Origin of the sequence: Stenotrophomonas sp. (assembly GCF_031995405.1) — a bacterium.
Lineage (GTDB): Bacteria > Pseudomonadota > Gammaproteobacteria > Xanthomonadales > Xanthomonadaceae > Stenotrophomonas.
The window spans coordinates 22,173-44,126 of the sequence record NZ_DAMAGC010000025.1 but is presented as its reverse complement, the minus strand read 5'-3'; the positions used below and the strand labels follow the sequence as shown (position 1 = coordinate 44,126).

Genomic DNA, 21,954 nt, shown 5'->3' with positions numbered 1-21,954 from the left:
TCTCGGGGCCCTGCATCAGGTCCTGGAGGTGGCGCCTGCAGGCGTTGCGGACGTGCGGCCCGGCCACAATGCGACCGGCGAGCACGTCCAAGGCGTAGGCCTTAGTGCGATCGACCGGCGCCGGCGCCCCCGAAGAACTCATCGTCGGGGTCGTCTTCGTCTGTGCCATGCGAAACCTTTGACTCATCCACCGGTGTGGCGCCCAGCTTCGAAAGGATCGAGCTAAGCGCTTGGGTCGCAGACACACCGAAATCAGCCTCGGGGTCGTCCATCTTGGCCGTCCAGAAACACGCCAGCCTGAGCAGGACACGGTGCGATGCGTTGAGCCATGGCATCTCCCGCTCGAACTCCGCCCATGCGCGCTTCTGCGCCGCCGTCATTGTTTTGTAGGGCTCGCCCAGCGCCCGCGTGCCTTTCGGCTTCTTCCTGCCGGCGTGGCGCCCTGGGTTCTTGACGGCCGCACCGCCGGTCGCGGCTTTTGCGACGGGCAATCGGGGCCTGGCCATGAAAAACCTCTGTAAATCCGCGCCTTTTCGACGGGTCGGGCGCCCCTCGCAGGGTCGTCCCGTGAATTGTGGATACGAAAGGAAAGGGGGGCGGTAGGTCTAGGAGGGCCAAAACCCCATAAAATCAGCCCCCCCCTACCTGAATGGGGGCTTTGTTCATGTTTCTGTGGATAAGTCCGCAGGGCGGCCTTCTAGCCCATGCGTCAGCTCCCGATGGGCCATCCGTCGCTGTCACAACCGCGAATGTGGATCGCACCCCGCTCCAGGCGCGCCTGATCGCTGCTGTGGCAGTTGGCGCACTGGCTATCAAAGGGGCCATTCCAGAACATTTCTTCGGTCTCTCCGGCCGGATGCCCATTGGTGTGGTTGCACACCGTCGCCACCGTGACGTGGCCTCGCGCCTTGCACTTGTTGCAAAGCGGCTCACGTTCCAGTTGCGCCTTTCGCGTGCGTTGCCAGCGCGCGGTGCCGTACAGGTGAGCGTAGGCACTGCCGCCGGTCTGTCGTGTCCTGCCGCGGCGCTGGGTGGGCGTTGCTACCATCAGTAAGGGTTCCCATCCAGGTCGACACGCTCAGGCTCGGTGCTTTCGTCCTGCGCTGGTGCACCCGCCTCCTCTCCCAACAGGAGCGCGACCGCTTGCACCAACATGCCGACATGCGTCACCAGTTCGGCGAGCTGCTTGCCCTGCTGCTCCACGATCCCGACCAGACGGTCAATGCGGGCGTCTGTGCTGCCATCGATGCGCGCGGCCAAGGCGGCGACTGCGGCAACGCGCGCAGCCTGCTCGGCGGCCAGTGCTGCCGCCACCTCTTCAATCCGTGCGACGTCCATCAGCAACCCTCGTCGTTCGCAGTATCAAGCCGCGGCGTATCCATCCCTCGACCCGTTCCCAGTCCGGCTCCATGCCCGTGGTCCTGGCAGACCACACCACCGTGGCCAGGCAGCAACGCAGCCACCAGCGCATGCGGACGGAAGCCGTCACTGCTCCAGCCATCAGAACTCCTCCACTGCCCAGCCGCCGCCATCCCGCTTGGGCTTCGCCCGGACAGCGAGGAAGCGCATGGGGTATTGGTCGGCGGCGACCTTGATCTTGACCCTGGCGTCATCGACCCAGAACCCTTTCACTTCGTGCAGCTCCATTACCCCGTCTCTTGCCAGCACGGCAAAGTCAGGGGTGTAGAACGTGTTGTCGGCCAGCCGGAGCTTGATGCCTTCGAATCGGAACCACTGGATCTCCCCGGCGTGCTGCAGTGCGCGCAAGCGCTCGGCATAGGCCGCCTCGGTCTTGTTCATCTGCCCTGACTTAAGCCTGCCCAGGGCCTGGAGGCGGCGGACCGCGGCGGCGGCCATCAGCGTCCTACCTCCGACCGGTCTGCTGTGATTACGGCTTGGCAGGCTCTGAGCTGGTCGTCGGCGTCTCGACCGATTCCAATAGCAGGGCCCGCAACCGTGACTCCGAGGTCGGCGGGCGCATCACGTTGGACGGCGCCGGCGGCAGCTTCGGACAGGCGACCGGTGTGGCAGGTGGCGAGGTCGTGGCGCAGCCGGGCAGTGCCAGCACGAAGCTCAGCCACAACAGCAGCAGGGACGGTCTTGGCCACAGCGCGGTCTTCTTCATGCTTCTCTCCAATAGCGGCCATCGTCTCAGCCTGCTCATGTTCGGTGGCGCGGGACTCGTTGACCTGGGCCAGCGCCGCGGTGGCTTGCTCGGATACGACAGCCGATGTCGCAGCAGCCGCGCGGTCACCGCGCCAAGCCCACCCGGCCCAAAACGACAGCGAGAGCGTCGCAACGGCGATCAGTGCATAGATTCGGATCATCACGTCATCTCCGGCGGGATCACCGCGCCCACCTGTCGCATGGCGGATTCCAGCGACATGACCCGCAGGCGGAGGCGGTGAGCCTCTTCCTGAGCAGTCATCCGCAGCCTGATTTCCTCGGCCAGCTGGAGGTTGGTTGCGGCCTGCGATTCCTCCAGCGACTTCACGCGCTGAACCAACCCGTTCAACAGGTCTACGTTCGCGTCTGTCTCGGTCCGCTCCTTGCGTCGGGACAGCAGCGCGCCCCAAGTCTCCCGTGCGATCCAGAAGGCGGCGACGCCGCCCGCCATCCACCATGGGACGGTTTCTTCACTCATGGCGCCACCACCCCGCCGGCCTTCCGGTAGACAGCGAGCAGATCCTCAACCTTGCGCTCATGCTGCCCATAGCCAGCGCCAGGCAGGCTTGCCCAGATATTGCGAACAGCGGCGATGGCTTCCGGGATTTTCCCCGCTTGGATCATAGACAGCGCGCGGCGCTCCCGGATCTGCTGCAGCGCGATCAGGTCTTGGCTCAGCGGAGAGAAGTCCGTCAGTCCCAGGCTCTTGCGGTAGGCGTCGTAGTACCGGCGCAGCAGCTGGTAGCGGCCTGCAGCGGTCGACTGAATGCCCAGCTTCGGGATTTCCACCAGCACGCGGGGATGGTCTGCATACCCAGTGAAGAGCTTGCCGCCGACGATTACGTCATACCCATGGTCTTTCGTGGGCTGCTTGCCGTTGTCCGTGCCCTCGGACCAGGCCAGCATGTCCAGGAAGGCAACGACATTGATGCCGCCTGCCAGTTGGGGAGTGATGCGCGCCATGGTCGCCTCGGGTTGGTCAGTAGGCGCCCGCCCCACTGCCGGCTCGGCACGAGGGTTAATCCGGTCTGGATGACGGGCAAAGAAAAAGCCCCGGCTTGGCCGGGGCTTGCGTCTGGATGGTGGGAAGATTGCCCGTCTTTTTGATGACCCAGCAAGTCATCATTACGCAGCGCGCGTCAGTGCCCTGCGGAACTCCGCCGCCGCACCTTCTTCCAAGGCCTGCATGCGGCGGAGCATCCACGTGTACACGGGTTGCCAGAACCGGCTATACGCCGAGCAATCAGCCCCAATGGCGGCGGCGCGCTTTCGTCCGCTCAATGGCTCAAAGCCACTGCCGCTGCACTCTTCGCACTTCATGACGCCGGAACCATGGGGATGCGGCTGGGTACGGTCGCCGTCGCACTTCTTGCACGTGCATGCGGACGCCATCTCGCTGAATACCGCGCCCGCCAATACCCCCAGCTGCTCCATGGTGTTGTTCGGCCACGTGTCAGCGCGCGCGGCCTCAAGCGCTACCTCCGTTCGGCGAAGCTCTCGCCGCTGGACGTCCGTAACCGTGCTGCCTCCCCACCCCATGCTTGCTTTGGCGATTCCGAACTCGGTCCTCGCCGTGCTTAGCGCGAACTGCTGACGGTTGAACTCCGGTGCCACCAGCGCGATCACACCCTGGCGCAGTTGGTCCCGGCGACGGGCCGCGCTCTCCGGCCACCACAAAGCCTCCAGCAACTCCCGCCCCAGCCCCTGTTGAACGTAAGCCAGCGCCGCCGCAATGTCCTGGGTGGTCAGCTCAGGCGTGCCGCCCCGGCCAGTGTCGAACTTGACGGTCGTTGGCCCCATCCGGCTGGACAACAGTTCACGTACGTTCCCCATGGCCTTTCCCCTTGTGCGTTCGTTGATTGAATTCACCGCTTTGACCACTTCCAGCGTTCGCTCACCCACCGGACACCTCACACTTGATTGGGGCGGCAAGTCGGTGGATCTCCCCCATCCGCAGGGCATTCCTGAGATAGGTGCACCGCGAAGCTCCGGGCGTACGGAACTCGAACATCTGGCCGTCCCGCTCCCACATGAAGTGGATTCGGCCACTCCTGTTGCGCATCGTCCTGATCTTCACTCGCGACGGGTGGGCAACCTTCGCAGCGAGCGCGACGACAAGGCAGTTTGCTGGGAACTTCATGCCGCGCGCTCCGTCTGCTCCCAGTGCGCCGTCAGGCGCTGCACCCGGCCACCGCGCGCCAGGAACTGCTCGACCGTCTCGCCTTGGGCAACAGTTTTGGACTTCGCCGGTGCCGGCGTATTCGCCGCCTGCATGTTCACCCGTGCAGCGCGCGATCGCTTGGGTGCTTTCACAGGTGCCGTGCGCGGCGGGCGGCGGGCTCTGATACGGCGCGCATCCCTCTCACGCTGGCGCTGTTTCCGCTCCGCATCGGTCAGCACAACACGTCGCATGCCCTGACCGGTGAGCTGGTACACGGGACCAATCTTCGTTTGGGTGCGGGCCAGGAACCCTGCGGCGACGCAGTAGCGAACCGCGTCCCGCACAGCCGAGCGTTGGTCGACCGTCTCAGCGCCGCAGCCCTCGCAGATTGCCAGCGATGTCCAGGGCGCGTCGATCGCGTTCTCGGTCAGCCATGCCCGCACAGTGGCCGGGGTCGGATTGGATTTGGTGGTCATGCTGCCTGTCTCTGTTCATTGACGAATGTCTGCTGGGCGATCAGTTCGTCGTCGGTGCCATACGTCTCGTGGAAGGTCCGCGAGCCATCCATCAGGCTCGGGCCCCATTTCTCGCGCATCTGCGCGAATGTGTTGTTCCCGAAGGGGTGCCGGCGGTGGTGCCACACGCACAGGCAGAAGCCGAACCAGTGGCCCCGCCGAATGTTTCCGGACTTGGTGTGCTGGTAGTCGCCGCCGACGAACACCTGCTCGATGTCCAGGAGCCCCTGCAGCACCAACGACAGGCACGCCATGCACGGCCCCACCTTGGATGCCTCGATGCGGGCGCCCTCGGCAGCGGTCGGCGGCGGTGCCTTCGACCACATCAGCGCGCGCCTCGCTTCTGGTCCTTGTCCGCCAGCCACCAGCCGTGCTGCCATGCATGCCCCTTGTCGCTCAGCGGCTGCAACTTGCGCGGCTCCAGCTCGTCGTCGCTGTCCACCCACACCAGGTGCGGGTTCGTGCCCAGGGCCGCGCTGTTCAAACGTGCCGAATACCCGGCATTGATCTCGGCGGCGTACTTGCTGCGGTTGCTGAAGGTGGCGAAGTCGATCACGGCTATGGGGCTCCTTTGGAACGGGTGCGGCGGCGAGCCGCGCGTTTGGCGTTACGGGCGTTGGCTTCAAGCCGTTCCGCCTCCGCTATGTAGTGGTCGTGCCGGTCCTTCCTCACCGAGGCACTGAACTGGTATTGCTTCAGGGCTTCGTCGGCCGACTCCCGGTAGGCCTTGGCCAGCCTCGGCGCCTGCAGGCGCGGGTCGTGCTCGAAAATGTCCAGTTGGTTGTTGTCCGAGCGCATCAGGCAGCCAGCTCCCGTGCCAGTTCCTCCAGCCGCGCGCGGATATTCGCGTTGGCGCCGGGCGCCGCCTCGACCTTGCCGGCCAGCAGCGCCACCGGGTTGAACGTCGGCGTCGGCGCGGCCAGCTGCAGGTGCTGGCTCACAGCCTCGTGCTGCAGCAGACCCTTTGTCACCGCATCCGTCAGCACCGCGCTGCGGCTGGCTGCGTCGAACCCGAGGGACGCGGCGTAGGTGGCAGCTTGGCGCTCAGCGCGCGCTTCCTTCAGCAACCGGGCGTACGCCTCTAGGAAGGCCGGCCGGGCCGCGATCTTGTCCCCCGCCTCCACCAGCGGCAGGGCAACGTTCCATGCCTGCTGGGTGATCGTCGTCCACACCAGCGTGGCGCGCTCATCGGCAGCTTGGATGGCCACCGCCCACGCCTCATTCGGCGCCGGATGGCCGTCGTCGATCCGCTCCAGCACCGCCGCCAGCGACAGTCGGCCCTTGAGTTCCCGACGGCAGCTGGCCAGCGCCTTATCCAGCACCGGCAGCGCGTAGCAGTCCAGGTCTTGCACCATGTACGCGGCGGCGGTCGGGCGCAGCTGGTCGCCGATCACCTCGGCTGTGGCCACCAGCAACTCAACCAATCGATCCTGCTCGTGGTCAGCCAGCATTGGCCACCCTCCCCTTGCGCAGGAGCGCCTTGGCCTCATCGGCCGCGCTGACGTTCGACTGGGTCTGGTCTGTGTGGCGGGCGCTGGTCTCGGTCACCTGGCGGTTCGTCGCCCACTGGGTCCGGTACGCCTCGCAGCGGGCCAGCAGCAGGCCAAGGTCGTGCATGCCCTGGACCACCATCCGCTCGTTGACCCGCAGGAACCATGCCGCCACCAGCGGTGCCTCGGCGTGACCCAGGCGCTGCACGATCTGCTTCACGTGGGCGTTGACCTTGGCGTTGCGCACCGGCGTTGCACCGTGGCGGTTCCGGTAGGCGACCGCGTAGGCCGCCCAGGTCGCCCGGCATGCGGCCTGCAGCTCGGTCTCGGAATCTGCCGCCGGCGGCGCGGCCGGCAGGCCCGCCGGAATTGGCGGTTCTCCTGACGGTTCAATGAGGGTTATATGACGGTTAGGCGGCACGGGGCGCACCTCCAGACCTGCGCCCGCTGCCTCACCCCCTGCGCCGGGCGCATCCCCGGGTGCATCGGGCGCACCCCCTGCATGGGGCGCAGCACCTGCGCCCGGTGCATCCCCCGCTTTTCCTGCCTTGCGCTTGCCCTTTGAGGCGACAGCGGCTGCGTTGAACTTGGCCGGAGTGACCACGTAGACGTTGCTGCTGTTGAATCGACGCTCTCGGGACAGCAGCCCGACTTCTTCCAGATGATCCATGGCGCTGCGCACAGCGCGCGCCGACATGCAGCAGCGCTTGGCGATCGTGCCAATGGCCGGCCAGCACACGCCGTCGTCGTTGGCCTGGTCAGCCAGGGAGATCAGCACCGCCTTCTGGGTGACGCTCAGGCTCTGCAACGGCCAGCACTGGCTCATGATGATGGTCGACATGTCAGAGCCCCAGCGGCAGGTTGTCGCCTGGGGGCACCGGCCACCAGGTGCAGCCGCTACGGCTGCTGACGGAGCAGGGCTTCTTCGGGCCGCGCCACACGCGACCCGTCTCCAGCAGCTCTGGCAGACGCCGGGCGAGCATGTAGCGGTCGTGGCCGGTAGCCTTGGCCAGCTCCATGCTGGTGAGGCCCGGATAAGCCTTCACTGCGGCAGCCGCCCGGTCCTGCTGCCACGCCTGCACGCCGCTGGACACCGCGTGCGCAGCGGCTTCGTGGCTGGTTCTGATATCTGTGGTCCGAGCCAGACTGGTCACGGGGCGTCCTTCGCGGCGGCGGCCGCAGCGTGCTGGGCCAACTCGGCGAAGATCGCCTGCAGCCGGGCACAGTGGTGGGCGATCGCAGAGGCTTCGTTCGGCGTAATGAGGTGATCGGCCATCGATTCGGCGATCAGGTCGGCCAGGTCACCCTTTGCGCCGCTCGCGGCCAAGAGCGAGCCGATCAGGCTGCCGCTGGTTGGCGCCTCGGCCTTCGCCAAGGTGTAGCCATGCTCAGCAGCGAGCGCATGCAGCACGCTGTCGTTGCCGGTCACCCCCATGATCTCGCTGGCCTCGACCAGGGTCAGGTGGTGCGTGGTGTTGTTCGGATTGACCTTGTTCCGCAGCACCGCCGCCGACATCCCGATTCGCGGGGCGAGCGACTCGCTGCCACCCGGGTAGGCGTGAACGGTCTTGTGGGCGGCGTCGATGATGTTCATTGGGGTGCTCGGTGAACGTGGTTTGCGGGAGCCGCGAGGCGCAAGATCAGCGCCATGGACGAATTCAACTCAGGGATCGAGGGCGCCGCCCTCCTTGCGTTACGCTTGATGCGCCAACAACGAAGCCCGCAAGGAGGGCGACATGGAAAAGCAGCCGACGTTTTTCCCGCTGGACGGATTCGAAACTGCTATCGACCGGGAGCACAACGTGGTCACGCTGTTGCTCCGGCAGGTCCGTCTGCAGACGGTTCCTGCTGTGCCGATTGCTTCGATGCTGTCCGCTCAGCAGGCAGAGACGATTGGGAATGCTCTGCTGGCAGCCGCGAAAGAACTACGCCGGCAGAGCGCAGGATCCGCACCGCGGCACTGAACTCGAACCAGCGAATATCCGTCGGCCCGTACGCCATCGCCCTGCGCTCGACCTGGGCGGCGGCGTTGATCCGCCCCGCCTCCACCTTCCCCGGCGTCGCCAACCAATCCCGCAGCCACAACCGGGCTTTGCGCGTATCCGGCAGCGCGCGCATATCAGGCGGCCTCCACGTTGACGATGCGGTCTGCGTCGGGATCCAGCGGGGCGGCCGCAGCGGCCGATTCTTCTGCCTGGACGCCCAGCAGCTGCAGCACCTGGGGCATCGCTGGCACTCCCTGCTCTTCCGGCCAAGCCTCGACTTCATCTACAGGCAGCTTCAGCACCTTCGCCAGGTGCGCGTCGCTGCTCAGTCCCAGCCGTGCGCGCAGCGCGCGCTTGCTCATCCGGCTATCGACCAAGGCATGAAGCTGCGTGGAGTTTGCGGAGGCCTGCTCCGGTGTTACGGGCTTACCGAACACGTCAGGCCGGAGCTCATGGCGGGAAACCCCAGTAACGGTCTCAATCGCGATGCAGCGCTCGGCCGGCACGCGTCGACGCTCATACCAGCCAGAGATCGATGGCGGCTTAATGCCAAGGAGTTGGGCCAAAGCCAGCTGACTGCCGGCGGCTTCTACAGCTTTGTCGAGAGCGGGCATGTTCATGACTCTATTAGCTCACAGCTAACGGACGTGCGCAAGTCGTCGGCTAACCAATTCAAATTAGTTACCAACTAACCTTGCGATATGGACATTGCCGAAATTCGCACCCGTAACTTCAAAGCTCTGATCGCCGGCCTCGAATCACGCGGAGTCACGCGGCGGCGCGATCAGGGTGCCAAGCTCGGTGGCTTCCTATCTGCCTCCTATGTCTCCCAACTGTTAGCCGGGAAGTACATAGGGGATGACGTCGCCAAAAAGATCAGCCTAGCCGTTGGAACCGATCACGGCTGGATGGATCGGCCCCATTGGGAACAGGACGCAACGACTTCTATCTCAACAGTCTTAGAGACTGAGACCCGGCCCGGCTATGTTCGCTTCGACGTTTTCGAAGGGGGCGCAGGGATGGGTGCAGGATTGGTGAACCAGGACTACCCCGAGGTGGTGCAAACGATCGAGGTGGCCGAGTGGGAGGTTCGCCGGAAACTGGGATACCTGCCAAAGCCTGGTCGGATCCAGCTGATCACCGGCCGCGGGCCGTCGATGAAGCCCAAGCTGGAAGATGGGGACATCATATGGATCGACACGAGCTGCAACTACTTTGATGGCGACGATTACTACCTGATCAACATAGGTGGCGAGACACAGATCAAGATGCTGCAGAAGCGCGGTGACGGCATGTACGTCGTTAGCATCAACCCGGACTTCCCCACGTACCGATCCGACGAAGGCGAAGTCAGCATCCTCGGGAAAGCCCTGATACACGCCGGACTTCGGCGCTTCTGACAGACCCGTCCAATTTGGGACAGGCATAAAAAAGCCCCGCCGAAGCGGGGCTTTCAGAGACGATACGGCGCGCGAATCACGCAGCTCGCTTAGCCTCAACGTATTCAGAAGCTACAGACGAGAACCAAGAGATCCCCTTTGCGTCGTCACCCATCTGGGATAGGCGGGCCTCAAACGCGCCAGCAAGGCTTTCAGTCAACTCGTCCTTAATGGCGAGAAAGCCCGCGTGGTCCATATGGACACAGCCGAACTTAGCCATGGCAATTCCTCTCTATGTAAATGTGAACTGGGGCGGAGGCCCGAAAAAATCTTGGGTACGATGCCTCCGGCGGTCCTTAGGGTAACCTAAGTAAAAATTCGTGTCAACCGGCCAGCCTATTCAGGCGTCAGCTTGCTGTTCCAACCAACTGAAGGTGGGCGCCGTCAGCGCCTGGCTTCTTAGACACCATGAGCCAGTTGCCGTGGCTTTTAACATCATAGTGTTCCGAGTACTTATCTACGCTGAAGATGGCAGTCGCCACCGCAGTCATAAATTGCGCATCCAGCGGGAAAGCAGTGTGAATTTTTAGTTGCCGCGACGGGAAGACACCGTACGTGAGGCCCAGACAACCAACGATCGCTGTAGCCGCAATCCAAGCCAGCGCCGCATAGTTTGGCTCTGAGTCGGCCAAGTTCAGATCCGGCTGAACGTAAACGTCCAACATACGGATTTCACTTTTTGCCTTTGCATGAGAGACGACGAGCAAGGCGGACGCGTACTCAACGCCCTCTTCTACTACTGCACACAGGCAGCCACCACCGTCACCCATGTTCACATCGCCGTGCACAGTTCGCTCGGTGTATTCGAGACCAGCGGTGTAATACGTGGCGCTGACGTTCTCTTGGTTGCTATTGATCTGCGAAAGCCAAGCGCCTTTCGTCACGTCGAAAAGAGCTGGCTGTACATGGTCAACAAACTTGTACTTCATGAATCCCCCCCTGGAAACCGCGCCTTCCTGGCGCGCGTAAAGAATACAAGACCGTTTTCCTTTGCGATGTAGGGATTTTCCTACCCGCCCCTACCTCCTAAATGAACGAAATTGATGACTGCTCATCTACTCCCCACTCTTTCATATATTAGCCGTTGACTAAACGTTAGCTGTTGACTAACGTAGCTCCGTCGCCCCAGTAACCGCCCATCCGGGCCGGGGCACGGAGACTTCCATGGCCTGCTTCATCGTCAGCGCGCGCGCCCACCCAGTCGTGGAAGCCCGCCCCAGTACCGCCACCGTCGTCATCAAAGCCGGTGACGTCACCGTCAGCCTCTCCCCCGATGAGGCCACCCAGCTCTGCAAAGACCTGGCACACGCCGCCATGGCGCTGAGCCGCACCGCCCGCGCGCGCCGCGGCATGGTTCCCGCCGGCGTCATCGAGATTGCCCGCGGCAACGCCGACCTGGTCGAGGCGCAGGCATGAGCGCCGTCATCCTCCAGTTCCCCACCAGCACCGCAGCGCGCGCCAACGGCGCCGGCCTGGCCGTGGCGATCGCCGCCAAGCGCATGGGCTACCGCCCCCACCACATCGCCCGCGCCGCAGCACTGGCACGCCGCGAGGTGCTGGACGGCCACAAGAGCGCAGCGCGCGCCGTCGCCGACATGACCCGCGACCTGTCATACGGCGCCCGCAGCCACGGGGGCGATGCCGCATGAGCGCCCCTGTAGATGTTCTGGATGGCTGCATCGTCGGAATCGATACCGATGGATCCTCGATTCTCTGGAATGCGGACACGCAGCGCGGTGAGAACAGCGGCGAGATCCCGACTGACGAAGAGCGTGCCGCCCTCGCCCTCGCCCGCGTCGAAGGCGATGCCGCATGAGCGTCGTCACCTTCTTCCTCGGCTTCCTCGCCGGCGCCTCCCTGGCCTCCGTCATCGCCACCACCTGGCTTGGCCGCTGCCAAACCGAACACTTCGCCCGGATGCTCGAACAGATCCGCTCGCTGGACCCGCGCGCATGACCGCAGCCGTCGCCGAGGAACCGACTGTGGCCGCCACCGTGCGCGCCATGCGCCGCGCTGGCGCTGCCATTGAGCCGGTGCCAGCGGAGACGGTGCGAGGGTGGGCAACCACGCTCATGGACCAGCTGTACGGCCTGCAGAAGCCGGTGCGCTACGAATGCCGCCCCCGCTACTCCTCGGAACCGTGGATTGCCGCGAACGAAGGCGACGTGGTCAATGCGCGGCGGCGTGACCTGGCGGTGCGGGCGCTCTACCTCCACCCGAAGGCTGACCGCCCAGCCAAAGCCCACCGGTTCCGCGACGGGGCATGCCAGGACTGCCACGAGAACGAATGGATGGCCGGGCCGGACTGCCGCCCACCGCCACCCACGATCGACAGCCGCGCCGCCCTCCCCTTCGACCCGTTCTGGTTCCGCGAACCCCTCCAGGCACTGCAGCAGATCGCCACGTCGAAGGTCATCAACCACTACGACACCCGCCGCTGGCAGACCGAAACCACCTACCTGCTCGAACGACTCGACCAGTACCTCAAGGACACCCAGGCATGAGCAACGAACAGCACGCCTCCACCGCCCCCGATATCGACGCCCTCGCGCTCGACGTGGCCCGTCGATTCACTGAGGAATGGGATCCGCAGCGTCGTGCGAGTCTGCAGGTAGCCATCATCCAGGCCATCCGCACCGCGCACGTGCAGCCCGCAGAGCTGACCGCAGCGCAGGGGGTGGAATTGCCGCCGCTGCCGGAGGCGTTCGAGGCTGAATTCGCCATCCCCGGCGCATCCCCTGTGTCGGTCTATAGCGCCGAGCAGATGCAGGACTACGCACGCGACGCCCTCGCCGCAACTGGCAAGCAGCAGGTTGGCGAGCTGCAGGGGGATGCACTGGATGTCGAATGGCTGAAAGAGCGCATTTCGAGCATTCACAGCACAGTTTCGCTAGGGCACCAAACCGGTCCGCATGCCTATGCCGGTGAGGATTTCGGGCGCTACTTGGCAGAAGCTGCCGGCGCCTGCCAACAGATCATGCGGGCGCTGGCCGCCCTCGCCGCCCGCCAGCCGGTGGCGCAAGAGCCCGTCGCCGTGGTCGGACCGGACTTCAACTTGTTCTGGGCAGGCTCTGGACCGATTGCGCCGCTGGTGAAGTGCCATGGGATTGTGCCTGGCTCACTGCTTTACGCCGCCCCGCCCGCGCAGGGCATCGACCTGGGGCCTGGCGTCCGCGCGATCGCCGATGAGCGCCAGCGGCAGGTTGACGCCGAAGGCTACAGCGCCGAGAGCGACGCGGAATACAAGGCCGGCGAACTGGCGAACGCGGCGTTGGCCTATGTCCAGGTGGCGGCGATGGACTTGGCCGCCGGCGGGCGCTCTCACGTGGCGACGCGGTCGCCGCCGGCGTGCTGGCCATGGCACCGGCTGTGGTGGAAGCCGAAGGACGCGCGCCGTGACCTGGTGCGCGCTGGTGCGCTGATCGCTGCACAGATTGACCTGATCGACAGCCAGCGCGATGCAGCGCCGGGGGTGTCCCATGGCTGACATTGAACAGCAGGCCCGCCAGATGCTGGCGGCAGAATACGCGCAGCTCGGCTACAGCAAGCGGCTTGCCGAGTCTCCCGGTGCATGCCGGATGAGCGAGGCTGCGGTGCGCGTTATCGCCACCGCTCTGTGCGCCGCGCCGGACTGCTACGCGGTTGTTCCCTTGGAACCGACTGACGATCAGGTCGAGCAGGGCGAACTACAGGTCCAAGCGGTTTTGGACGCCCTCGGGACGAATGCACGGGCCCAGACTTTGGCGATGGTCGCCTACGACGGGATGATTGCCGGCCGGCCAGCGCCCGTCACCCTGGCCACCGTCAAGCCGCCGCGCGACATGCGCGTGCGCGTCCCCGCCGTCGCGGAAATCAGGGAATGCACCAATGGCTGATAGCACCCTATCTTGCAACCTGCACCTACCGGACGACACGCCCTCAAAGATCGTCGCCCGCCTGACCGCCGCCTGCCATAGCCTGCTTGACCGCGCAGACGAAATCGACCGGGCTGCCATGGGGAGTGCCTGCGAGATGCCGCTACTGCTGTTCCTCGCCGATAACAAAGTTGGAATAGTCATACGCCGGGAGGCCAACAAACGCCCGGAACTCATTTGCCACTTGGATACTCTGGTTGCAGAACATCGCAACGTATCCGCGGTAGGAATTGATCGCGCCGGCCCGTGCGCCGTAGACCATTTCCGCGATCGCGGGAGGCTGGCCATCGGTCAGAGGTTGCAGGTGCTCGACGAGTGCGTCGCTGGTAGCCCTAAGCGTTCGGCTGTATCCGATCAACGTTGCGAGGTCGTCACCGAGACGGTCTGGAAGCGTGTGAATTCTGCTCTCGGATTTCTCAGCCCCCGGAAGCAATGGCCTTCGACTCTCCTGCAGTGCCTGTTCGATGTTGCTGACATCGAAGGTTCTGCCTACCTGTCCCGGAATGTGAAAGGTCAGGCGACCACTTCTAACGTGGATCGTGTAGAGACGCTGGGGCAGATCGCAAACCTCGTTCAACAGAAGCCGGCCAACAATTCGGGCATTTGCCTTGCGCAGGTTGACTGCCTCATCGTGCTGCTGCTGCGCAATCTGAGCGGCTTTGTCCGCAATCTCAGTAGCTCGCTGGGAGGTTCGGTGCGCAAGCATCGCAACCCACACCGTTGCTGCGGCGCCAGCGACACCCACCATTACGGCGATGGAAGCGATCAAAGCAGCCCATACAGCTACGGCTATAGCTGCCCAGTCGGCCACGGTTCCCATGCCGACCGCTGGAAGACAGAACGCAATCGCCATAACCCCTCCGTGTTGGAGCCGATTCTGCCATGAAAGCTACCAGCATCCAGCACTTGGTGAACGTTTCCGGCGGCAAAGACAGCACCGCCGTGTACCTACGCGCCATCGAGCTGGGGCGCCCGTTCCGGGCCGTGTTCGCCGACACCGGCAACGAAGACCAGCGCGTCTATGACTATATCGCTGAGCTGCCGAACCGCACTGGTGGGCCGGTGGTCGAAACCGTGCGCGCCGACTTCACACGGCAGCTGGCGCAGCACCGGGACTACCTGATAAAGGAATGGCCGGCGGAGCTGATTGCCGGCAGGCCGGGGAAATGGTCGTTCCGCAGGCGAAGGGAGACGCTAGCCGAGTTCGAAGAGCTTGCGGTAGCTGTCAGAACTGGCGGGACCATCTCCTGGACGCTCGAGCCTACGATTCCGAAGCCGGATGATGGGAACGTGTTTGACGGCTGGCGTGCGCCCGTCCCCGACCCCCACGGGGCTTGGGTTTGGTCTGCGGGCTTCCAGCCAATGTCGACGGAAGAAGCAGCAGAGGTGGTCCGCGTCGCCGCGGCTCTCCACGAGCCCACCGGAAACCCGTTCCTGGACCTGTGCATCAGCAAGGGACGCTTCCCGTCGCGCATGGCGCAGTTCTGCACCGAAGAGTTGAAGACCGTGCCCATCGTTGAGCAGGTGGTGCTGCCAATGCTCAAGGCTGGTCCAGTACTGCAATGGCTGGGCATTCGCGCAGACGAATCCGCCAACCGGGCGAAGCAGGCCCGTTTCAACCGGCATGAGTCGGGCTCGATGGTATGGCGGCCGATCTTCGACTGGTCCGTTGAACAGGTGTGGGCGCAGCACCGGAAGCACGGCATCGCCCCGAACCCGCTCTATGCCCTGGGAATGGGCCGCGTCGGATGCATGCCCTGCATCAACTGCCGGAAGAGCGAGCTGCGAAACATCGCCGATCTGTTCCCCGACCACATCGACCGGATCCGACAGTGGGAAGAGATCGTGGCCTCGGCCAACAAACGCCGCAGCGCGACGTTCTTCCCGGCTGTCACCGACCCGACCGACGCTGACCGGCCAGGCAGCTACTCCCGGATCGACACGTTGGTCGAATGGAGCCGAACCGCCCGAGGCGGCCGGCAGTTCGATCTCTTCTTCCAAGCCCAGGCCGGTGGAGGTTGCACGTCCGATCTCGGCCTCTGCGAAAGGAATGCAGCATGACCCAGCGACACATCAGCCACCCCGAGGGGCTGCCGGCCTGCGCCGCCGGACACAGCGCGCGCCACATCCACGACCTGCGCGGTCTCGCCGCCGGCGGTGGCCACCTGGTCGAGTGCAAATGCCGGATGACCAGCAAGCACGCCGAGCCGGATGCGGCTCTGGCCGAATGGCGCCGCATCGACCGCCCCGCACGACGCCCGCGCCAACCGCAGCAGCCGCAGCCCGCCGACATCGTGCAGTTACCCCTTCGTCTCGTGGCCAACGCCGCAGAGAACGCCGCCTGATCGCGAGGACCCCATGACCGAGAACTCCATCACCCCGCCGCGCTTGCTCCGCCTCAAGGAGGTACAGGACAGGGTCGGTATGTCCAAGACCACCATCTACGACCGCGTCAGAACCAAGAGCTTTCCCGCTCCCGTACACCTCGGCACCATGGCCGCGTGGGTCGAATCCGAAGTGGATGCGTGGATCTTGGACCGCATCAACGATCGGGACCATGGCAAGGCCGCATAAGGCGGGGGCACCGTTGGGGGCATCTGCCAGCCATATAGGCAAAATCCCACTCCTACTCAATGGGTTGCATGCGTGCTTTGGTAGAGCCCACCTCCACCATATGACCGGCCCTTCGGGGCCGGAAAGAAGCCGGAAGTTCCTGGTGACAGGACTTCCGGCTTTTTTATTGCCTTGAAGATGCCATCCAGCACTGTCGCGCTGAAGCGGGGCCCGCGATGCGAAGCCCCGCCGGCCCTCAGTAGGAGGAATACTCCCACGTCTGGTTTTCGTCATCCGAGCAATCCCAGATGTAGGTCTTCGCGCCATTCACGGCACCGCGACCCGGATCTGCGAGGCAACGGCCACTCGCCGGATTCTGGATATGACCGATCAGACGCCAGGACTGGTGCGGCTGTCCGTTGCACGTCCACATCCGGATGGGGTTGGTATTGGCGTCGCTGCCATTGGCCGATTCCAGGCACTTGCCGCCAATGCCACGAATCGTCCCGCCCTCCCCGAGCACAAACCGCTGCTGGGGTACGTTCGTGCAATCCCACAGCTGCACCAGCGCACCATCGGCAGTGGACCCTGCTTCAACATCGAGGCATTTGCCACCGGTGCCCGTAATCTGGCCGGTCACAGGATCGAAGTTCCATTTCTGGTTGTCCGTACCGGCGTTGGTATAAAGCTGGATGCGCGTGCCGTTCGCACTGGAAGCACTCACGGCGTCCAGAACCTTGTTGCCGATTCCGGTGATCGAGGTGTGCGTCAGCTTCCACGCCTGGTTGGGGCCATTGAGACCATCCCAAAGCTGTAGTCGGGTGCCATTGGAGGTGCCCAGGTCGACCACATCCAGCGTCCGTCCGCTGGGAACTCCCTTTATGTACGGTGAGCCTGCCGCGATGGTCCACAACTGTTGTGGGGCATTGCTGCAATCCCACACTTGAATCGCGGTGCCCGCGCCGGTGTTCGCACCTTCCGCGTCAAGGCATTTTCCTCCCATGCCGCGAATGGAGCCGAAGGTCGGAATGAAGTCGATCTTCGCCGGGGCCGAGGAAGAACCGGCGGAGAAATTACTGTCCCCGGTGAACGATGCCGTAAACGCCACCGACGTGAACTGGGCCGGCAGAGAATAATTGACCGACACGTTGGCTTCCCGTCCGTAGACGTAGCGGTATGTGCAGCGGTTCACGTCGCGTGTCGCAGCGTAGCAACCGTAATCAAGATCCGACTGCTGGCCGACTACGGCCGTGTTGCTTGCACTCACCCGAACCCGACCAATCGTTGCGCCGTTGGCGTAAAAATCGACGTAGCCGCCCAACGCTTCATTGCTCGGAATCAGATACAGGCCGAGTGCATTGGCCGTCACCTTTGCGCTTACCTGGATCGTCTGCCCGGGGGACGCATTCGGATTGGAGAGGGTGACACCGGTGCTGCTGGGAACGCTTGCGAATCGTGGCCCTACGGCACCAGCGGTTGCACAAACCGAGATAAGGCCGATAGCGAGCGTGCTTTGAAGGTATTTCATCCTTGCTTCCTACTCCATGGGTTGATGGGTGTCTCCGAGGAGTCCACAACCGGTGGCAACCGGACGTCCTGCCCGGCTTCATGTCGCACATTGAGTAGCCACCGTCCCTCGTCGACCGGCTGATCATTACACAATCAAACTGCGGTATTCAGCAGTTCGCCATATTTCGAACGCCGCGGCCCCGACGCATCGTTGTCGCTCTACCGAAAATCAGCGGCCCCGCCCTCACGGCAAGGTGAACTTCCGCGCCATCCGCAGCGGCCACACCGAGGTGAACTGCGCGCCGCCCACCAGCCGGTAGGCCGCCGAAACGCTGTGCAGGACGCCGAGCCGCTCCAGCACGTCCTTGGTCCGGCGGAAGGTCGGGCGCGGATCGGCGGTGAACATGAACAGGTTGATCTCCTTGGCGCTGACGTCGTAGCCGTCCAGCGTCGCCGCCTTGCCCAACGCACTGGTCAGCTCGGCCTCCAGCGTGGCCAGGAACGCCTCGTCGTCCAGCGACTTTCGCCAGAACTTGATCACAAGCTGGTAATCCATCGGCGCGGGCCTGTCGTTCAATAAGGGAACCGCCAAGGTTACCCCTCCTTGGCGGGTCATGCGCCTTCGACGCGGCCCCGGCTCCCCTCCGGCCACATCGACAACGCCTTGATGCGATGGCGATCATGCTGGGTGGGAAGCCCCCTGCCCGCTCCAGAGAGGATTGCCATGAAGCCGCTCCGCCTGCTGTTGCTGTCGTCCCTGCTCGCACTGGCCCCGACCCTGGCCACCGCCGCCGACAAGGTCACCACCACGCCGGTGCACTTCGTCAAGGGCGCCAGCAGCGCGACGCTGCGCGGCACGCTCTCGGGGTATGACACGGTCCAGTACACGGTGGCGGCACGCGCCGGCCAGACCATGACGGTAACGCTGGGCGGCAGCGCCAACGCCAACTTCAATGTGTTCGCCCCGGGCGTGGTACCCGGCGAGGGGGAGGCACTGGGCAGCAATGACGGCAAGCGGCGCTGGTCCGGCACCCTGCCCGCTTCGGGCACCTACGTGGTGCAGGTCTACCAGATGCGTGCGCAGGCGCGCCGTGGCGAGAAGGCCCCGCATACGCTGACCGTCGCCATCCGCTGAACGCAGGGCCGGGCCCGCCCGGCGCTGTCGGCGCCTTGATCGAAGGGACCCTCGGATGGACTTCCTCAAACTGCTTCGATCGCTGGAAGAGTTCCTCTACGAGCTCTGCACCTGGTTTCTGTTTTTCCCGCGCACGCTGTACCGGGTGATCGTGCATCCACGGCGGATGGCGCAGTACGTCAATACCGAGCTGACCCAGAAGCTGGACAAGCAGTTCGATGATGCGATCAGTCCACCAATGTTCCTGATGTTGGCGGTGCTGGTGGCGCACGGGGTGGAGTTGCTGATGCACCAGCAGATCGTCGGCATCGGGCAGTTGTCGCGCACGGTGTTCGGCAACGAGGAAAGCCTGCTGCTGTACCGCTCGATCACCTTCGCGGTGTGGCCATTGATCGCCACCGTGCACATGCTGCGGCGCAAGAAGACGCCGTTGACCCGCGAATCGCTGCGCCGCCCCTTCTTCATGCAGTGCTACCTCACCGCGCCCTTCGCGGTGGCCCTGTCGAGCAGCATGGTGTTCGTGCGTTTGCCTGGGGAGCTGTCGACCCGTATCGGCCTCACGGTGTCGGTGCTTGCCTTCCTCTGGTATGCGGCGGTGCAGGCCGGCTGGCTCAAGGTGGCGCTGCAGCGCTCCTGGCCCAACACGATCCTGTCCACGCTGTGGGTGCTGCTGCTCGGGATCGTGATCAACAGCGTGATCGGCTGGGCGCTGCTTGTGAATTGAAGTCGCATGCGCGTCGGCCGCGTACCTGCGCAGGGCCGGTCAACCGCCAATGAACGCAATTCCAGCCACGGCCATTCCATGCGACCCTTCGGCAAACGTTTTCATGGAATGGAGGGATTCCGATGTTGTCTCGTTTTCGTCGTACCGCACTGCTGGCGCTGATCGCCTTGTCCTTGCCCGCCGGCCACGCACTGGCCGAAACGTCCGCCCCGCTGCGGGTGATGTCCTTCAACGTACGCACGCCGGTGGATACCGAGCCCGGCCGGCGCTGGGAAGACCGTCGCGATGCGATGGTGACGCTGCTGCGCGAGCAGCACCCGGCGGTCTTTGGCACCCAGGAGCTGGTGGAGAAACAGGCGGACTACCTGGTCCAGCACCTGCCCGACTACCGCTGGTTCGGCGAAGGCCGTCGCGGCGGCCATGGCGATGAGCACATGGGCGTGTTCTACGACAGTGCGCAGCTGAAACTGGTGGAATCGGGCAATTTCTGGCTGTCTGATACGCCCGACGTGGTTGGCAGCTTCACCTGGGGCAACCTGATGCCGCGCATGGTCACCTGGGGGCTGTTCCAGCGCCAGGCCGACGGCCAGCGCTTCTACCTGCTCAATACCCACCTGCCCTACCGCGAGGAAGACGAGCCGCGCCGCGTGCTCGGCGCCAAGCTGATCGTCGAGCGTCTGGCCGCGCTGCCCAAGGACATCCCGGTGGTGGTCACCGGCGATTTCAACAGTGAACCGGGCAGCACCACCTACCAGGCATTCACCGCCGCGCTCGGCGATGCGCGCAAGCTTGCGGGCAAGGTCGACGGCCCGCGCCTGACCTTCCACGATTTCACCGGCAAGCCGACCGTGGAACTGGATTGGATCCTGGTGCGCGGCTTCAGCGTGGATCGCTTCAGCACGCTGGATGACAAACCCGGCGGCGTGCTGCCGTCGGACCACTACCCGGTGCAGGCCGAACTGGTGTTCCCGACCGCGCCCAGGCGCTGAGCCCGGGCGCGATGGGCCACCGCCTCAGTGCGCGGCGGTGGCCTTGGGTGCGTGGCTGACCCGCCAGACCGTGTTGCCCGCGTCGTCACTGACCAGCACGCTGCCGTCCTCGAGCACCAGGCTGGCCACCGGCCGGCCATGGACCTCGTTCCTGCTGCCCTCGACCACGAAGCCACTGAGGAAGTCCTCGACCTGGCCGCTGGGTTTGTCGCCCTTGAAGGGAACAAACAGCACCTTGTAGCCGGACAGCGTCGCGCGGTTCCATGACCCGTGCAGACCGACCAGCGCACCGCCCTGGTACCGGGCCGGGAACGCCTTGCCGTCATAGAAGGTGATGTCCATCGCCGCCACGTGCGGGCCTACCGCGAAATCCGGCACGCGGGTGGCCTTGACCCGTTCCGGCGCCTTGCCGGCCAGGCGCGGATCTTCGTTGGCGCCGTAATACGCGTAGGGCCAACCGTAGAAACCGTCCGGGTGCACTTCGGTGATGTAGTCCGGCACCAGGTTGTCGCCCAGTTCGTCGCGCTCGTTGACCGCCGTCCACATGCGACCGTTCTTGAAGGCGATACCGTTGGGATTGCGCAGGCCGGCGGCGAAGATGGTTTCGCCGCTGCCGTCGGGGCGGATGCGCAGGATGTTGGCGCGGCGCGCCTCGTTCTCCAGGCCGTATTCGCCGTTGTTGCTGGCCGAACCGACGGTCACGTACAGGTACTGGCCATCGGGGCTGGCGACGATGTTGCGCGTCCAGTGATTGTTGTAGCCGCCGGCGGGCAGCGACAGGATCTTGCGGCCCTTGGCGGTGATCTTTGTCTGCCCGCTCTGGTACGGGTACACCCACACGCCATCGGTGTTGGCCACATACAGCTGGTTGCCGCGCTGGAGCATGCCGAACGGTTGGTTCAAGCCCGCCAGCAACGTGCTGCGCAGTTCCGGTACGCCATCGCCATTGGCGTCGCGCAGCAGGGTGATGCGATTGGCGCTGTTCTTGCCCGTCTTTGCCTCGGAGACCAGCACGTCGCCGTTGTCGAGCAGGACCATCCAACGCGGGTTGTCGAAATCACGCGCGTACGCGCTTACTTGGAAACCGGCGGGCGCTTTCGGGGTGCGGCCTTCCGGCCAGCCGATCACCTTGGAGTTGAGCTGGGCAGACCGGGTGGCATACGGTTTGGGCAACTGCTTTGCGATCTGTTCGCCGGGACCGACCAGGGGATCGGCGGCGTGTGCGGTGGCAGCGGCGGCCAGTGCCAGCAGGCAGGCGGCGGCGAGCGATGTCGGGCGCATCGGCGGTTCTCGTCGTCAGGTAAGGGAATGGGCAGCGTCGCGCAGCCTGTGTGACCGTTGCGTCACGCCGCCCCGCCACCGCGGACGACCGCG

At 64.6% G+C, this 21,954-nt stretch carries 37 protein-coding genes; 16 read left to right on the top strand and 21 right to left on the bottom strand.

What is annotated here, in order from left to right; translation table 11 throughout:
- Positions 1-101 precede the first annotated feature (101 nt).
- From RTO53_RS06730 to RTO53_RS06655, 16 genes are all read right to left on the bottom strand, one after another.
- Positions 102-506, bottom strand: a complete 405-nt coding sequence (locus RTO53_RS06730) for a hypothetical protein (RefSeq protein WP_312237062.1) — start codon at positions 504-506, stop codon at positions 102-104.
- A gap of 203 nt (positions 507-709) precedes the next feature.
- The gene (locus RTO53_RS06725; RefSeq protein ID WP_312237061.1) at positions 710-1,048 is read right to left on the bottom strand and encodes a hypothetical protein; all 339 of its coding nucleotides are present in this window, start codon (positions 1,046-1,048) and stop codon (positions 710-712) included.
- Positions 1,048-1,338 carry a hypothetical protein gene (locus RTO53_RS06720; protein ID WP_312237060.1) on the bottom strand — a complete coding sequence of 97 codons (291 nt, stop codon included), beginning with the start codon at positions 1,336-1,338 and terminating at the stop codon, positions 1,048-1,050. Before RTO53_RS06720 ends, RTO53_RS06725 begins: the two co-directional genes overlap by 1 nt.
- Positions 1,339-1,500: 162 nt before the next feature.
- Complete coding sequence (locus RTO53_RS06715; protein WP_312237059.1) at positions 1,501-1,800, bottom strand: DUF1064 domain-containing protein; 300 nt, start codon at positions 1,798-1,800, stop codon at positions 1,501-1,503.
- A 56-nt stretch (positions 1,801-1,856) separates the two neighbouring features.
- Positions 1,857-2,327, bottom strand: coding sequence for a lysis system i-spanin subunit Rz (locus RTO53_RS06710; protein ID WP_312237058.1), 471 nt, complete (start codon positions 2,325-2,327; stop codon positions 1,857-1,859).
- Positions 2,327-2,644, bottom strand: coding sequence for a hypothetical protein (locus RTO53_RS06705; protein WP_312237057.1), 318 nt, complete (start codon positions 2,642-2,644; stop codon positions 2,327-2,329). The genes RTO53_RS06710 and RTO53_RS06705 overlap by 1 nt, the downstream gene beginning before the upstream one ends.
- Positions 2,641-3,129, bottom strand: coding sequence for a glycoside hydrolase family 104 protein (locus RTO53_RS06700; RefSeq protein ID WP_312237056.1), 489 nt, complete (start codon positions 3,127-3,129; stop codon positions 2,641-2,643). The genes RTO53_RS06705 and RTO53_RS06700 overlap by 4 nt, the downstream gene beginning before the upstream one ends.
- Before the next feature lie 162 nt (positions 3,130-3,291).
- On the bottom strand, positions 3,292-4,068 hold the full coding sequence (locus RTO53_RS06695; protein ID WP_312237055.1) for a hypothetical protein: 777 nt from the start codon (positions 4,066-4,068) through the stop codon (positions 3,292-3,294).
- Positions 4,069-4,302: 234 nt separating this feature from the next.
- Entirely contained in the window at positions 4,303-4,803 is a 501-nt protein-coding gene (locus tag RTO53_RS06690) for a hypothetical protein (RefSeq protein WP_312237054.1), read from the bottom strand.
- Complete coding sequence (locus tag RTO53_RS06685; protein ID WP_312237053.1) at positions 4,800-5,168, bottom strand: Ref family recombination enhancement nuclease; 369 nt, start codon at positions 5,166-5,168, stop codon at positions 4,800-4,802. Before RTO53_RS06685 ends, RTO53_RS06690 begins: the two co-directional genes overlap by 4 nt.
- A complete protein-coding gene (locus tag RTO53_RS06680) occupies positions 5,168-5,398 on the bottom strand; it encodes a hypothetical protein (RefSeq protein WP_312237052.1) in 231 nt (76 codons plus the stop codon). The genes RTO53_RS06685 and RTO53_RS06680 overlap by 1 nt, the downstream gene beginning before the upstream one ends.
- Positions 5,399-5,400: 2 nt before the next feature.
- Positions 5,401-5,640: a hypothetical protein gene (locus RTO53_RS06675; protein WP_312237051.1), complete on the bottom strand. Its 240-nt coding sequence runs from the start codon at positions 5,638-5,640 to the stop codon at positions 5,401-5,403.
- Positions 5,640-6,293, bottom strand: a complete 654-nt coding sequence (locus RTO53_RS06670) for a hypothetical protein (RefSeq protein ID WP_312237050.1) — start codon at positions 6,291-6,293, stop codon at positions 5,640-5,642. Before RTO53_RS06670 ends, RTO53_RS06675 begins: the two co-directional genes overlap by 1 nt.
- A complete protein-coding gene (locus RTO53_RS06665) occupies positions 6,283-7,173 on the bottom strand; it encodes a helix-turn-helix domain-containing protein (RefSeq protein ID WP_312237049.1) in 891 nt (296 codons plus the stop codon). The genes RTO53_RS06670 and RTO53_RS06665 overlap by 11 nt, the downstream gene beginning before the upstream one ends.
- A 1-nt stretch (position 7,174) precedes the next feature.
- Entirely contained in the window at positions 7,175-7,486 is a 312-nt protein-coding gene (locus RTO53_RS06660) for a winged helix-turn-helix domain-containing protein (protein WP_312237048.1), read from the bottom strand.
- Positions 7,483-7,926, bottom strand: coding sequence for a phage regulatory CII family protein (locus tag RTO53_RS06655; RefSeq protein ID WP_312237047.1), 444 nt, complete (start codon positions 7,924-7,926; stop codon positions 7,483-7,485). Before RTO53_RS06655 ends, RTO53_RS06660 begins: the two co-directional genes overlap by 4 nt.
- A 142-nt stretch (positions 7,927-8,068) precedes the next feature.
- On the opposite strand from RTO53_RS06655, the gene RTO53_RS06650 reads away from it, so the two are divergent.
- On the top strand, positions 8,069-8,296 hold the full coding sequence (locus tag RTO53_RS06650; RefSeq protein ID WP_312237046.1) for a hypothetical protein: 228 nt from the start codon (positions 8,069-8,071) through the stop codon (positions 8,294-8,296).
- A gap of 155 nt (positions 8,297-8,451) precedes the next feature.
- On the opposite strand, the gene RTO53_RS06645 is transcribed toward RTO53_RS06650, so the two are convergent.
- Complete coding sequence (locus RTO53_RS06645; RefSeq protein ID WP_312237045.1) at positions 8,452-8,931, bottom strand: YdaS family helix-turn-helix protein; 480 nt, start codon at positions 8,929-8,931, stop codon at positions 8,452-8,454.
- A gap of 87 nt (positions 8,932-9,018) precedes the next feature.
- On the opposite strand from RTO53_RS06645, the gene RTO53_RS06640 reads away from it, so the two are divergent.
- Positions 9,019-9,717, top strand: a complete 699-nt coding sequence (locus RTO53_RS06640; protein WP_312237044.1) for a S24 family peptidase — start codon at positions 9,019-9,021, stop codon at positions 9,715-9,717.
- Positions 9,718-10,103: 386 nt separating this feature from the next.
- On the opposite strand, the gene RTO53_RS06635 is transcribed toward RTO53_RS06640, so the two are convergent.
- Entirely contained in the window at positions 10,104-10,685 is a 582-nt protein-coding gene (locus tag RTO53_RS06635; protein WP_312237043.1) for a hypothetical protein, read from the bottom strand.
- A 235-nt stretch (positions 10,686-10,920) separates the two neighbouring features.
- On the opposite strand from RTO53_RS06635, the gene RTO53_RS06630 reads away from it, so the two are divergent.
- Genes RTO53_RS06630 through RTO53_RS06580 form a run of 11 tightly spaced genes read left to right on the top strand, consistent with a single transcriptional unit; the run spans position 10,921 to position 16,244 of the window.
- Positions 10,921-11,172 carry a hypothetical protein gene (locus RTO53_RS06630; protein ID WP_312237042.1) on the top strand — a complete coding sequence of 84 codons (252 nt, stop codon included), beginning with the start codon at positions 10,921-10,923 and terminating at the stop codon, positions 11,170-11,172.
- Positions 11,169-11,405 (top strand): hypothetical protein, encoded by a 237-nt coding sequence (locus RTO53_RS06625; RefSeq protein ID WP_312237041.1) that lies wholly within the window; start codon positions 11,169-11,171, stop codon positions 11,403-11,405. Before RTO53_RS06630 ends, RTO53_RS06625 begins: the two co-directional genes overlap by 4 nt.
- Complete coding sequence (locus RTO53_RS06620; RefSeq protein ID WP_312237040.1) at positions 11,402-11,572, top strand: hypothetical protein; 171 nt, start codon at positions 11,402-11,404, stop codon at positions 11,570-11,572. Before RTO53_RS06625 ends, RTO53_RS06620 begins: the two co-directional genes overlap by 4 nt.
- Entirely contained in the window at positions 11,569-11,712 is a 144-nt protein-coding gene (locus tag RTO53_RS06615; protein ID WP_312237039.1) for a hypothetical protein, read from the top strand. The genes RTO53_RS06620 and RTO53_RS06615 overlap by 4 nt, the downstream gene beginning before the upstream one ends.
- Complete coding sequence (locus RTO53_RS06610; protein WP_312237038.1) at positions 11,709-12,260, top strand: hypothetical protein; 552 nt, start codon at positions 11,709-11,711, stop codon at positions 12,258-12,260. The genes RTO53_RS06615 and RTO53_RS06610 overlap by 4 nt, the downstream gene beginning before the upstream one ends.
- Positions 12,257-13,243: a hypothetical protein gene (locus RTO53_RS06605; protein ID WP_312237037.1), complete on the top strand. Its 987-nt coding sequence runs from the start codon at positions 12,257-12,259 to the stop codon at positions 13,241-13,243. Before RTO53_RS06610 ends, RTO53_RS06605 begins: the two co-directional genes overlap by 4 nt.
- A complete protein-coding gene (locus tag RTO53_RS06600) occupies positions 13,236-13,631 on the top strand; it encodes a hypothetical protein (protein WP_312237036.1) in 396 nt (131 codons plus the stop codon). Before RTO53_RS06605 ends, RTO53_RS06600 begins: the two co-directional genes overlap by 8 nt.
- The gene (locus RTO53_RS06595) at positions 13,624-14,556 is read left to right on the top strand and encodes a hypothetical protein (protein ID WP_312237035.1); all 933 of its coding nucleotides are present in this window, start codon (positions 13,624-13,626) and stop codon (positions 14,554-14,556) included. The genes RTO53_RS06600 and RTO53_RS06595 overlap by 8 nt, the downstream gene beginning before the upstream one ends.
- Positions 14,553-15,731: a phosphoadenosine phosphosulfate reductase family protein gene (locus RTO53_RS06590; protein WP_312237034.1), complete on the top strand. Its 1,179-nt coding sequence runs from the start codon at positions 14,553-14,555 to the stop codon at positions 15,729-15,731. Before RTO53_RS06595 ends, RTO53_RS06590 begins: the two co-directional genes overlap by 4 nt.
- Positions 15,728-16,015, top strand: a complete 288-nt coding sequence (locus RTO53_RS06585) for a hypothetical protein (protein WP_312237033.1) — start codon at positions 15,728-15,730, stop codon at positions 16,013-16,015. Before RTO53_RS06590 ends, RTO53_RS06585 begins: the two co-directional genes overlap by 4 nt.
- Before the next feature lie 13 nt (positions 16,016-16,028).
- The gene (locus RTO53_RS06580; protein WP_312237032.1) at positions 16,029-16,244 is read left to right on the top strand and encodes an AlpA family transcriptional regulator; all 216 of its coding nucleotides are present in this window, start codon (positions 16,029-16,031) and stop codon (positions 16,242-16,244) included.
- 235 nt (positions 16,245-16,479) lie between these two features.
- Here the strand turns inward: RTO53_RS06580 and RTO53_RS06575 are convergent, their stop codons facing one another.
- Together RTO53_RS06575 and RTO53_RS06570 are read right to left on the bottom strand one after the other, a co-directional pair.
- Positions 16,480-17,751 carry a ricin-type beta-trefoil lectin domain protein gene (locus RTO53_RS06575; protein ID WP_312237031.1) on the bottom strand — a complete coding sequence of 424 codons (1,272 nt, stop codon included), beginning with the start codon at positions 17,749-17,751 and terminating at the stop codon, positions 16,480-16,482.
- A 225-nt stretch (positions 17,752-17,976) separates the two neighbouring features.
- Entirely contained in the window at positions 17,977-18,288 is a 312-nt protein-coding gene (locus RTO53_RS06570) for a hypothetical protein (protein WP_312237030.1), read from the bottom strand.
- 168 nt (positions 18,289-18,456) lie between these two features.
- Here RTO53_RS06570 and RTO53_RS06565 point away from each other — a divergent pair, with 168 nt between their 5' ends.
- The 3 genes from RTO53_RS06565 (at position 18,457) to RTO53_RS06555 (ending at position 20,580) form a co-directional block, all read left to right on the top strand.
- Positions 18,457-18,867: a g-type lysozyme inhibitor gene (locus RTO53_RS06565; protein ID WP_312237029.1), complete on the top strand. Its 411-nt coding sequence runs from the start codon at positions 18,457-18,459 to the stop codon at positions 18,865-18,867.
- A 55-nt stretch (positions 18,868-18,922) separates the two neighbouring features.
- Positions 18,923-19,591: a hypothetical protein gene (locus RTO53_RS06560; RefSeq protein WP_312237028.1), complete on the top strand. Its 669-nt coding sequence runs from the start codon at positions 18,923-18,925 to the stop codon at positions 19,589-19,591.
- 122 nt (positions 19,592-19,713) lie between these two features.
- Positions 19,714-20,580, top strand: coding sequence for an endonuclease/exonuclease/phosphatase family protein (locus RTO53_RS06555; protein WP_312237027.1), 867 nt, complete (start codon positions 19,714-19,716; stop codon positions 20,578-20,580).
- Between the two features lie 24 nt (positions 20,581-20,604).
- On the opposite strand, the gene RTO53_RS06550 is transcribed toward RTO53_RS06555, so the two are convergent.
- The gene (locus RTO53_RS06550; RefSeq protein WP_312237026.1) at positions 20,605-21,861 is read right to left on the bottom strand and encodes a sorbosone dehydrogenase family protein; all 1,257 of its coding nucleotides are present in this window, start codon (positions 21,859-21,861) and stop codon (positions 20,605-20,607) included.
- Positions 21,862-21,954 lie beyond the last annotated feature (93 nt).

Bases quoted from the DNA above. Each gene is read 5' to 3' on its own strand.
- RTO53_RS06700 (WP_312237056.1), bottom strand. From the start codon at position 3,129: ATGGCGCGCATCACTCCCCAACTGGCAGGCGGCATCAATGTCGTTGCC.
- RTO53_RS06710 (WP_312237058.1), bottom strand. From the start codon at position 2,327: ATGATCCGAATCTATGCACTGATCGCCGTTGCGACGCTCTCGCTGTCG.
- RTO53_RS06550 (WP_312237026.1), bottom strand. From the start codon at position 21,861: ATGCGCCCGACATCGCTCGCCGCCGCCTGCCTGCTGGCACTGGCCGCC.
- RTO53_RS06600 (WP_312237036.1), top strand. From the start codon at position 13,236: ATGGCTGACATTGAACAGCAGGCCCGCCAGATGCTGGCGGCAGAATAC.
- RTO53_RS06580 (WP_312237032.1), top strand. From the start codon at position 16,029: ATGACCGAGAACTCCATCACCCCGCCGCGCTTGCTCCGCCTCAAGGAG.
- RTO53_RS06625 (WP_312237041.1), top strand. From the start codon at position 11,169: ATGAGCGCCGTCATCCTCCAGTTCCCCACCAGCACCGCAGCGCGCGCC.
- RTO53_RS06635 (WP_312237043.1), bottom strand. From the start codon at position 10,685: ATGAAGTACAAGTTTGTTGACCATGTACAGCCAGCTCTTTTCGACGTG.
- RTO53_RS06670 (WP_312237050.1), bottom strand. From the start codon at position 6,293: ATGCTGGCTGACCACGAGCAGGATCGATTGGTTGAGTTGCTGGTGGCC.
- RTO53_RS06615 (WP_312237039.1), top strand. From the start codon at position 11,569: ATGAGCGTCGTCACCTTCTTCCTCGGCTTCCTCGCCGGCGCCTCCCTG.
- RTO53_RS06640 (WP_312237044.1), top strand. From the start codon at position 9,019: ATGGACATTGCCGAAATTCGCACCCGTAACTTCAAAGCTCTGATCGCC.
- RTO53_RS06690 (WP_312237054.1), bottom strand. From the start codon at position 4,803: ATGACCACCAAATCCAATCCGACCCCGGCCACTGTGCGGGCATGGCTG.
- RTO53_RS06630 (WP_312237042.1), top strand. From the start codon at position 10,921: ATGGCCTGCTTCATCGTCAGCGCGCGCGCCCACCCAGTCGTGGAAGCC.
- RTO53_RS06555 (WP_312237027.1), top strand. From the start codon at position 19,714: ATGTTGTCTCGTTTTCGTCGTACCGCACTGCTGGCGCTGATCGCCTTG.
- RTO53_RS06715 (WP_312237059.1), bottom strand. From the start codon at position 1,800: ATGAACAAGACCGAGGCGGCCTATGCCGAGCGCTTGCGCGCACTGCAG.
- RTO53_RS06595 (WP_312237035.1), top strand. From the start codon at position 13,624: ATGGCTGATAGCACCCTATCTTGCAACCTGCACCTACCGGACGACACG.
- RTO53_RS06605 (WP_312237037.1), top strand. From the start codon at position 12,257: ATGAGCAACGAACAGCACGCCTCCACCGCCCCCGATATCGACGCCCTC.
- RTO53_RS06575 (WP_312237031.1), bottom strand. From the start codon at position 17,751: ATGAAATACCTTCAAAGCACGCTCGCTATCGGCCTTATCTCGGTTTGT.
- RTO53_RS06685 (WP_312237053.1), bottom strand. From the start codon at position 5,168: ATGTGGTCGAAGGCACCGCCGCCGACCGCTGCCGAGGGCGCCCGCATC.
- RTO53_RS06570 (WP_312237030.1), bottom strand. From the start codon at position 18,288: ATGGATTACCAGCTTGTGATCAAGTTCTGGCGAAAGTCGCTGGACGAC.
- RTO53_RS06620 (WP_312237040.1), top strand. From the start codon at position 11,402: ATGAGCGCCCCTGTAGATGTTCTGGATGGCTGCATCGTCGGAATCGAT.
- RTO53_RS06725 (WP_312237061.1), bottom strand. From the start codon at position 1,048: ATGGTAGCAACGCCCACCCAGCGCCGCGGCAGGACACGACAGACCGGC.
- RTO53_RS06590 (WP_312237034.1), top strand. From the start codon at position 14,553: ATGAAAGCTACCAGCATCCAGCACTTGGTGAACGTTTCCGGCGGCAAA.
- RTO53_RS06655 (WP_312237047.1), bottom strand. From the start codon at position 7,926: ATGAACATCATCGACGCCGCCCACAAGACCGTTCACGCCTACCCGGGT.
- RTO53_RS06610 (WP_312237038.1), top strand. From the start codon at position 11,709: ATGACCGCAGCCGTCGCCGAGGAACCGACTGTGGCCGCCACCGTGCGC.
- RTO53_RS06560 (WP_312237028.1), top strand. From the start codon at position 18,923: ATGGACTTCCTCAAACTGCTTCGATCGCTGGAAGAGTTCCTCTACGAG.
- RTO53_RS06650 (WP_312237046.1), top strand. From the start codon at position 8,069: ATGGAAAAGCAGCCGACGTTTTTCCCGCTGGACGGATTCGAAACTGCT.
- RTO53_RS06730 (WP_312237062.1), bottom strand. From the start codon at position 506: ATGGCCAGGCCCCGATTGCCCGTCGCAAAAGCCGCGACCGGCGGTGCG.
- RTO53_RS06665 (WP_312237049.1), bottom strand. From the start codon at position 7,173: ATGTCGACCATCATCATGAGCCAGTGCTGGCCGTTGCAGAGCCTGAGC.
- RTO53_RS06705 (WP_312237057.1), bottom strand. From the start codon at position 2,644: ATGAGTGAAGAAACCGTCCCATGGTGGATGGCGGGCGGCGTCGCCGCC.
- RTO53_RS06720 (WP_312237060.1), bottom strand. From the start codon at position 1,338: ATGGACGTCGCACGGATTGAAGAGGTGGCGGCAGCACTGGCCGCCGAG.
- RTO53_RS06675 (WP_312237051.1), bottom strand. From the start codon at position 5,640: ATGCGCTCGGACAACAACCAACTGGACATTTTCGAGCACGACCCGCGC.
- RTO53_RS06645 (WP_312237045.1), bottom strand. From the start codon at position 8,931: ATGCCCGCTCTCGACAAAGCTGTAGAAGCCGCCGGCAGTCAGCTGGCT.
- RTO53_RS06565 (WP_312237029.1), top strand. From the start codon at position 18,457: ATGAAGCCGCTCCGCCTGCTGTTGCTGTCGTCCCTGCTCGCACTGGCC.
- RTO53_RS06585 (WP_312237033.1), top strand. From the start codon at position 15,728: ATGACCCAGCGACACATCAGCCACCCCGAGGGGCTGCCGGCCTGCGCC.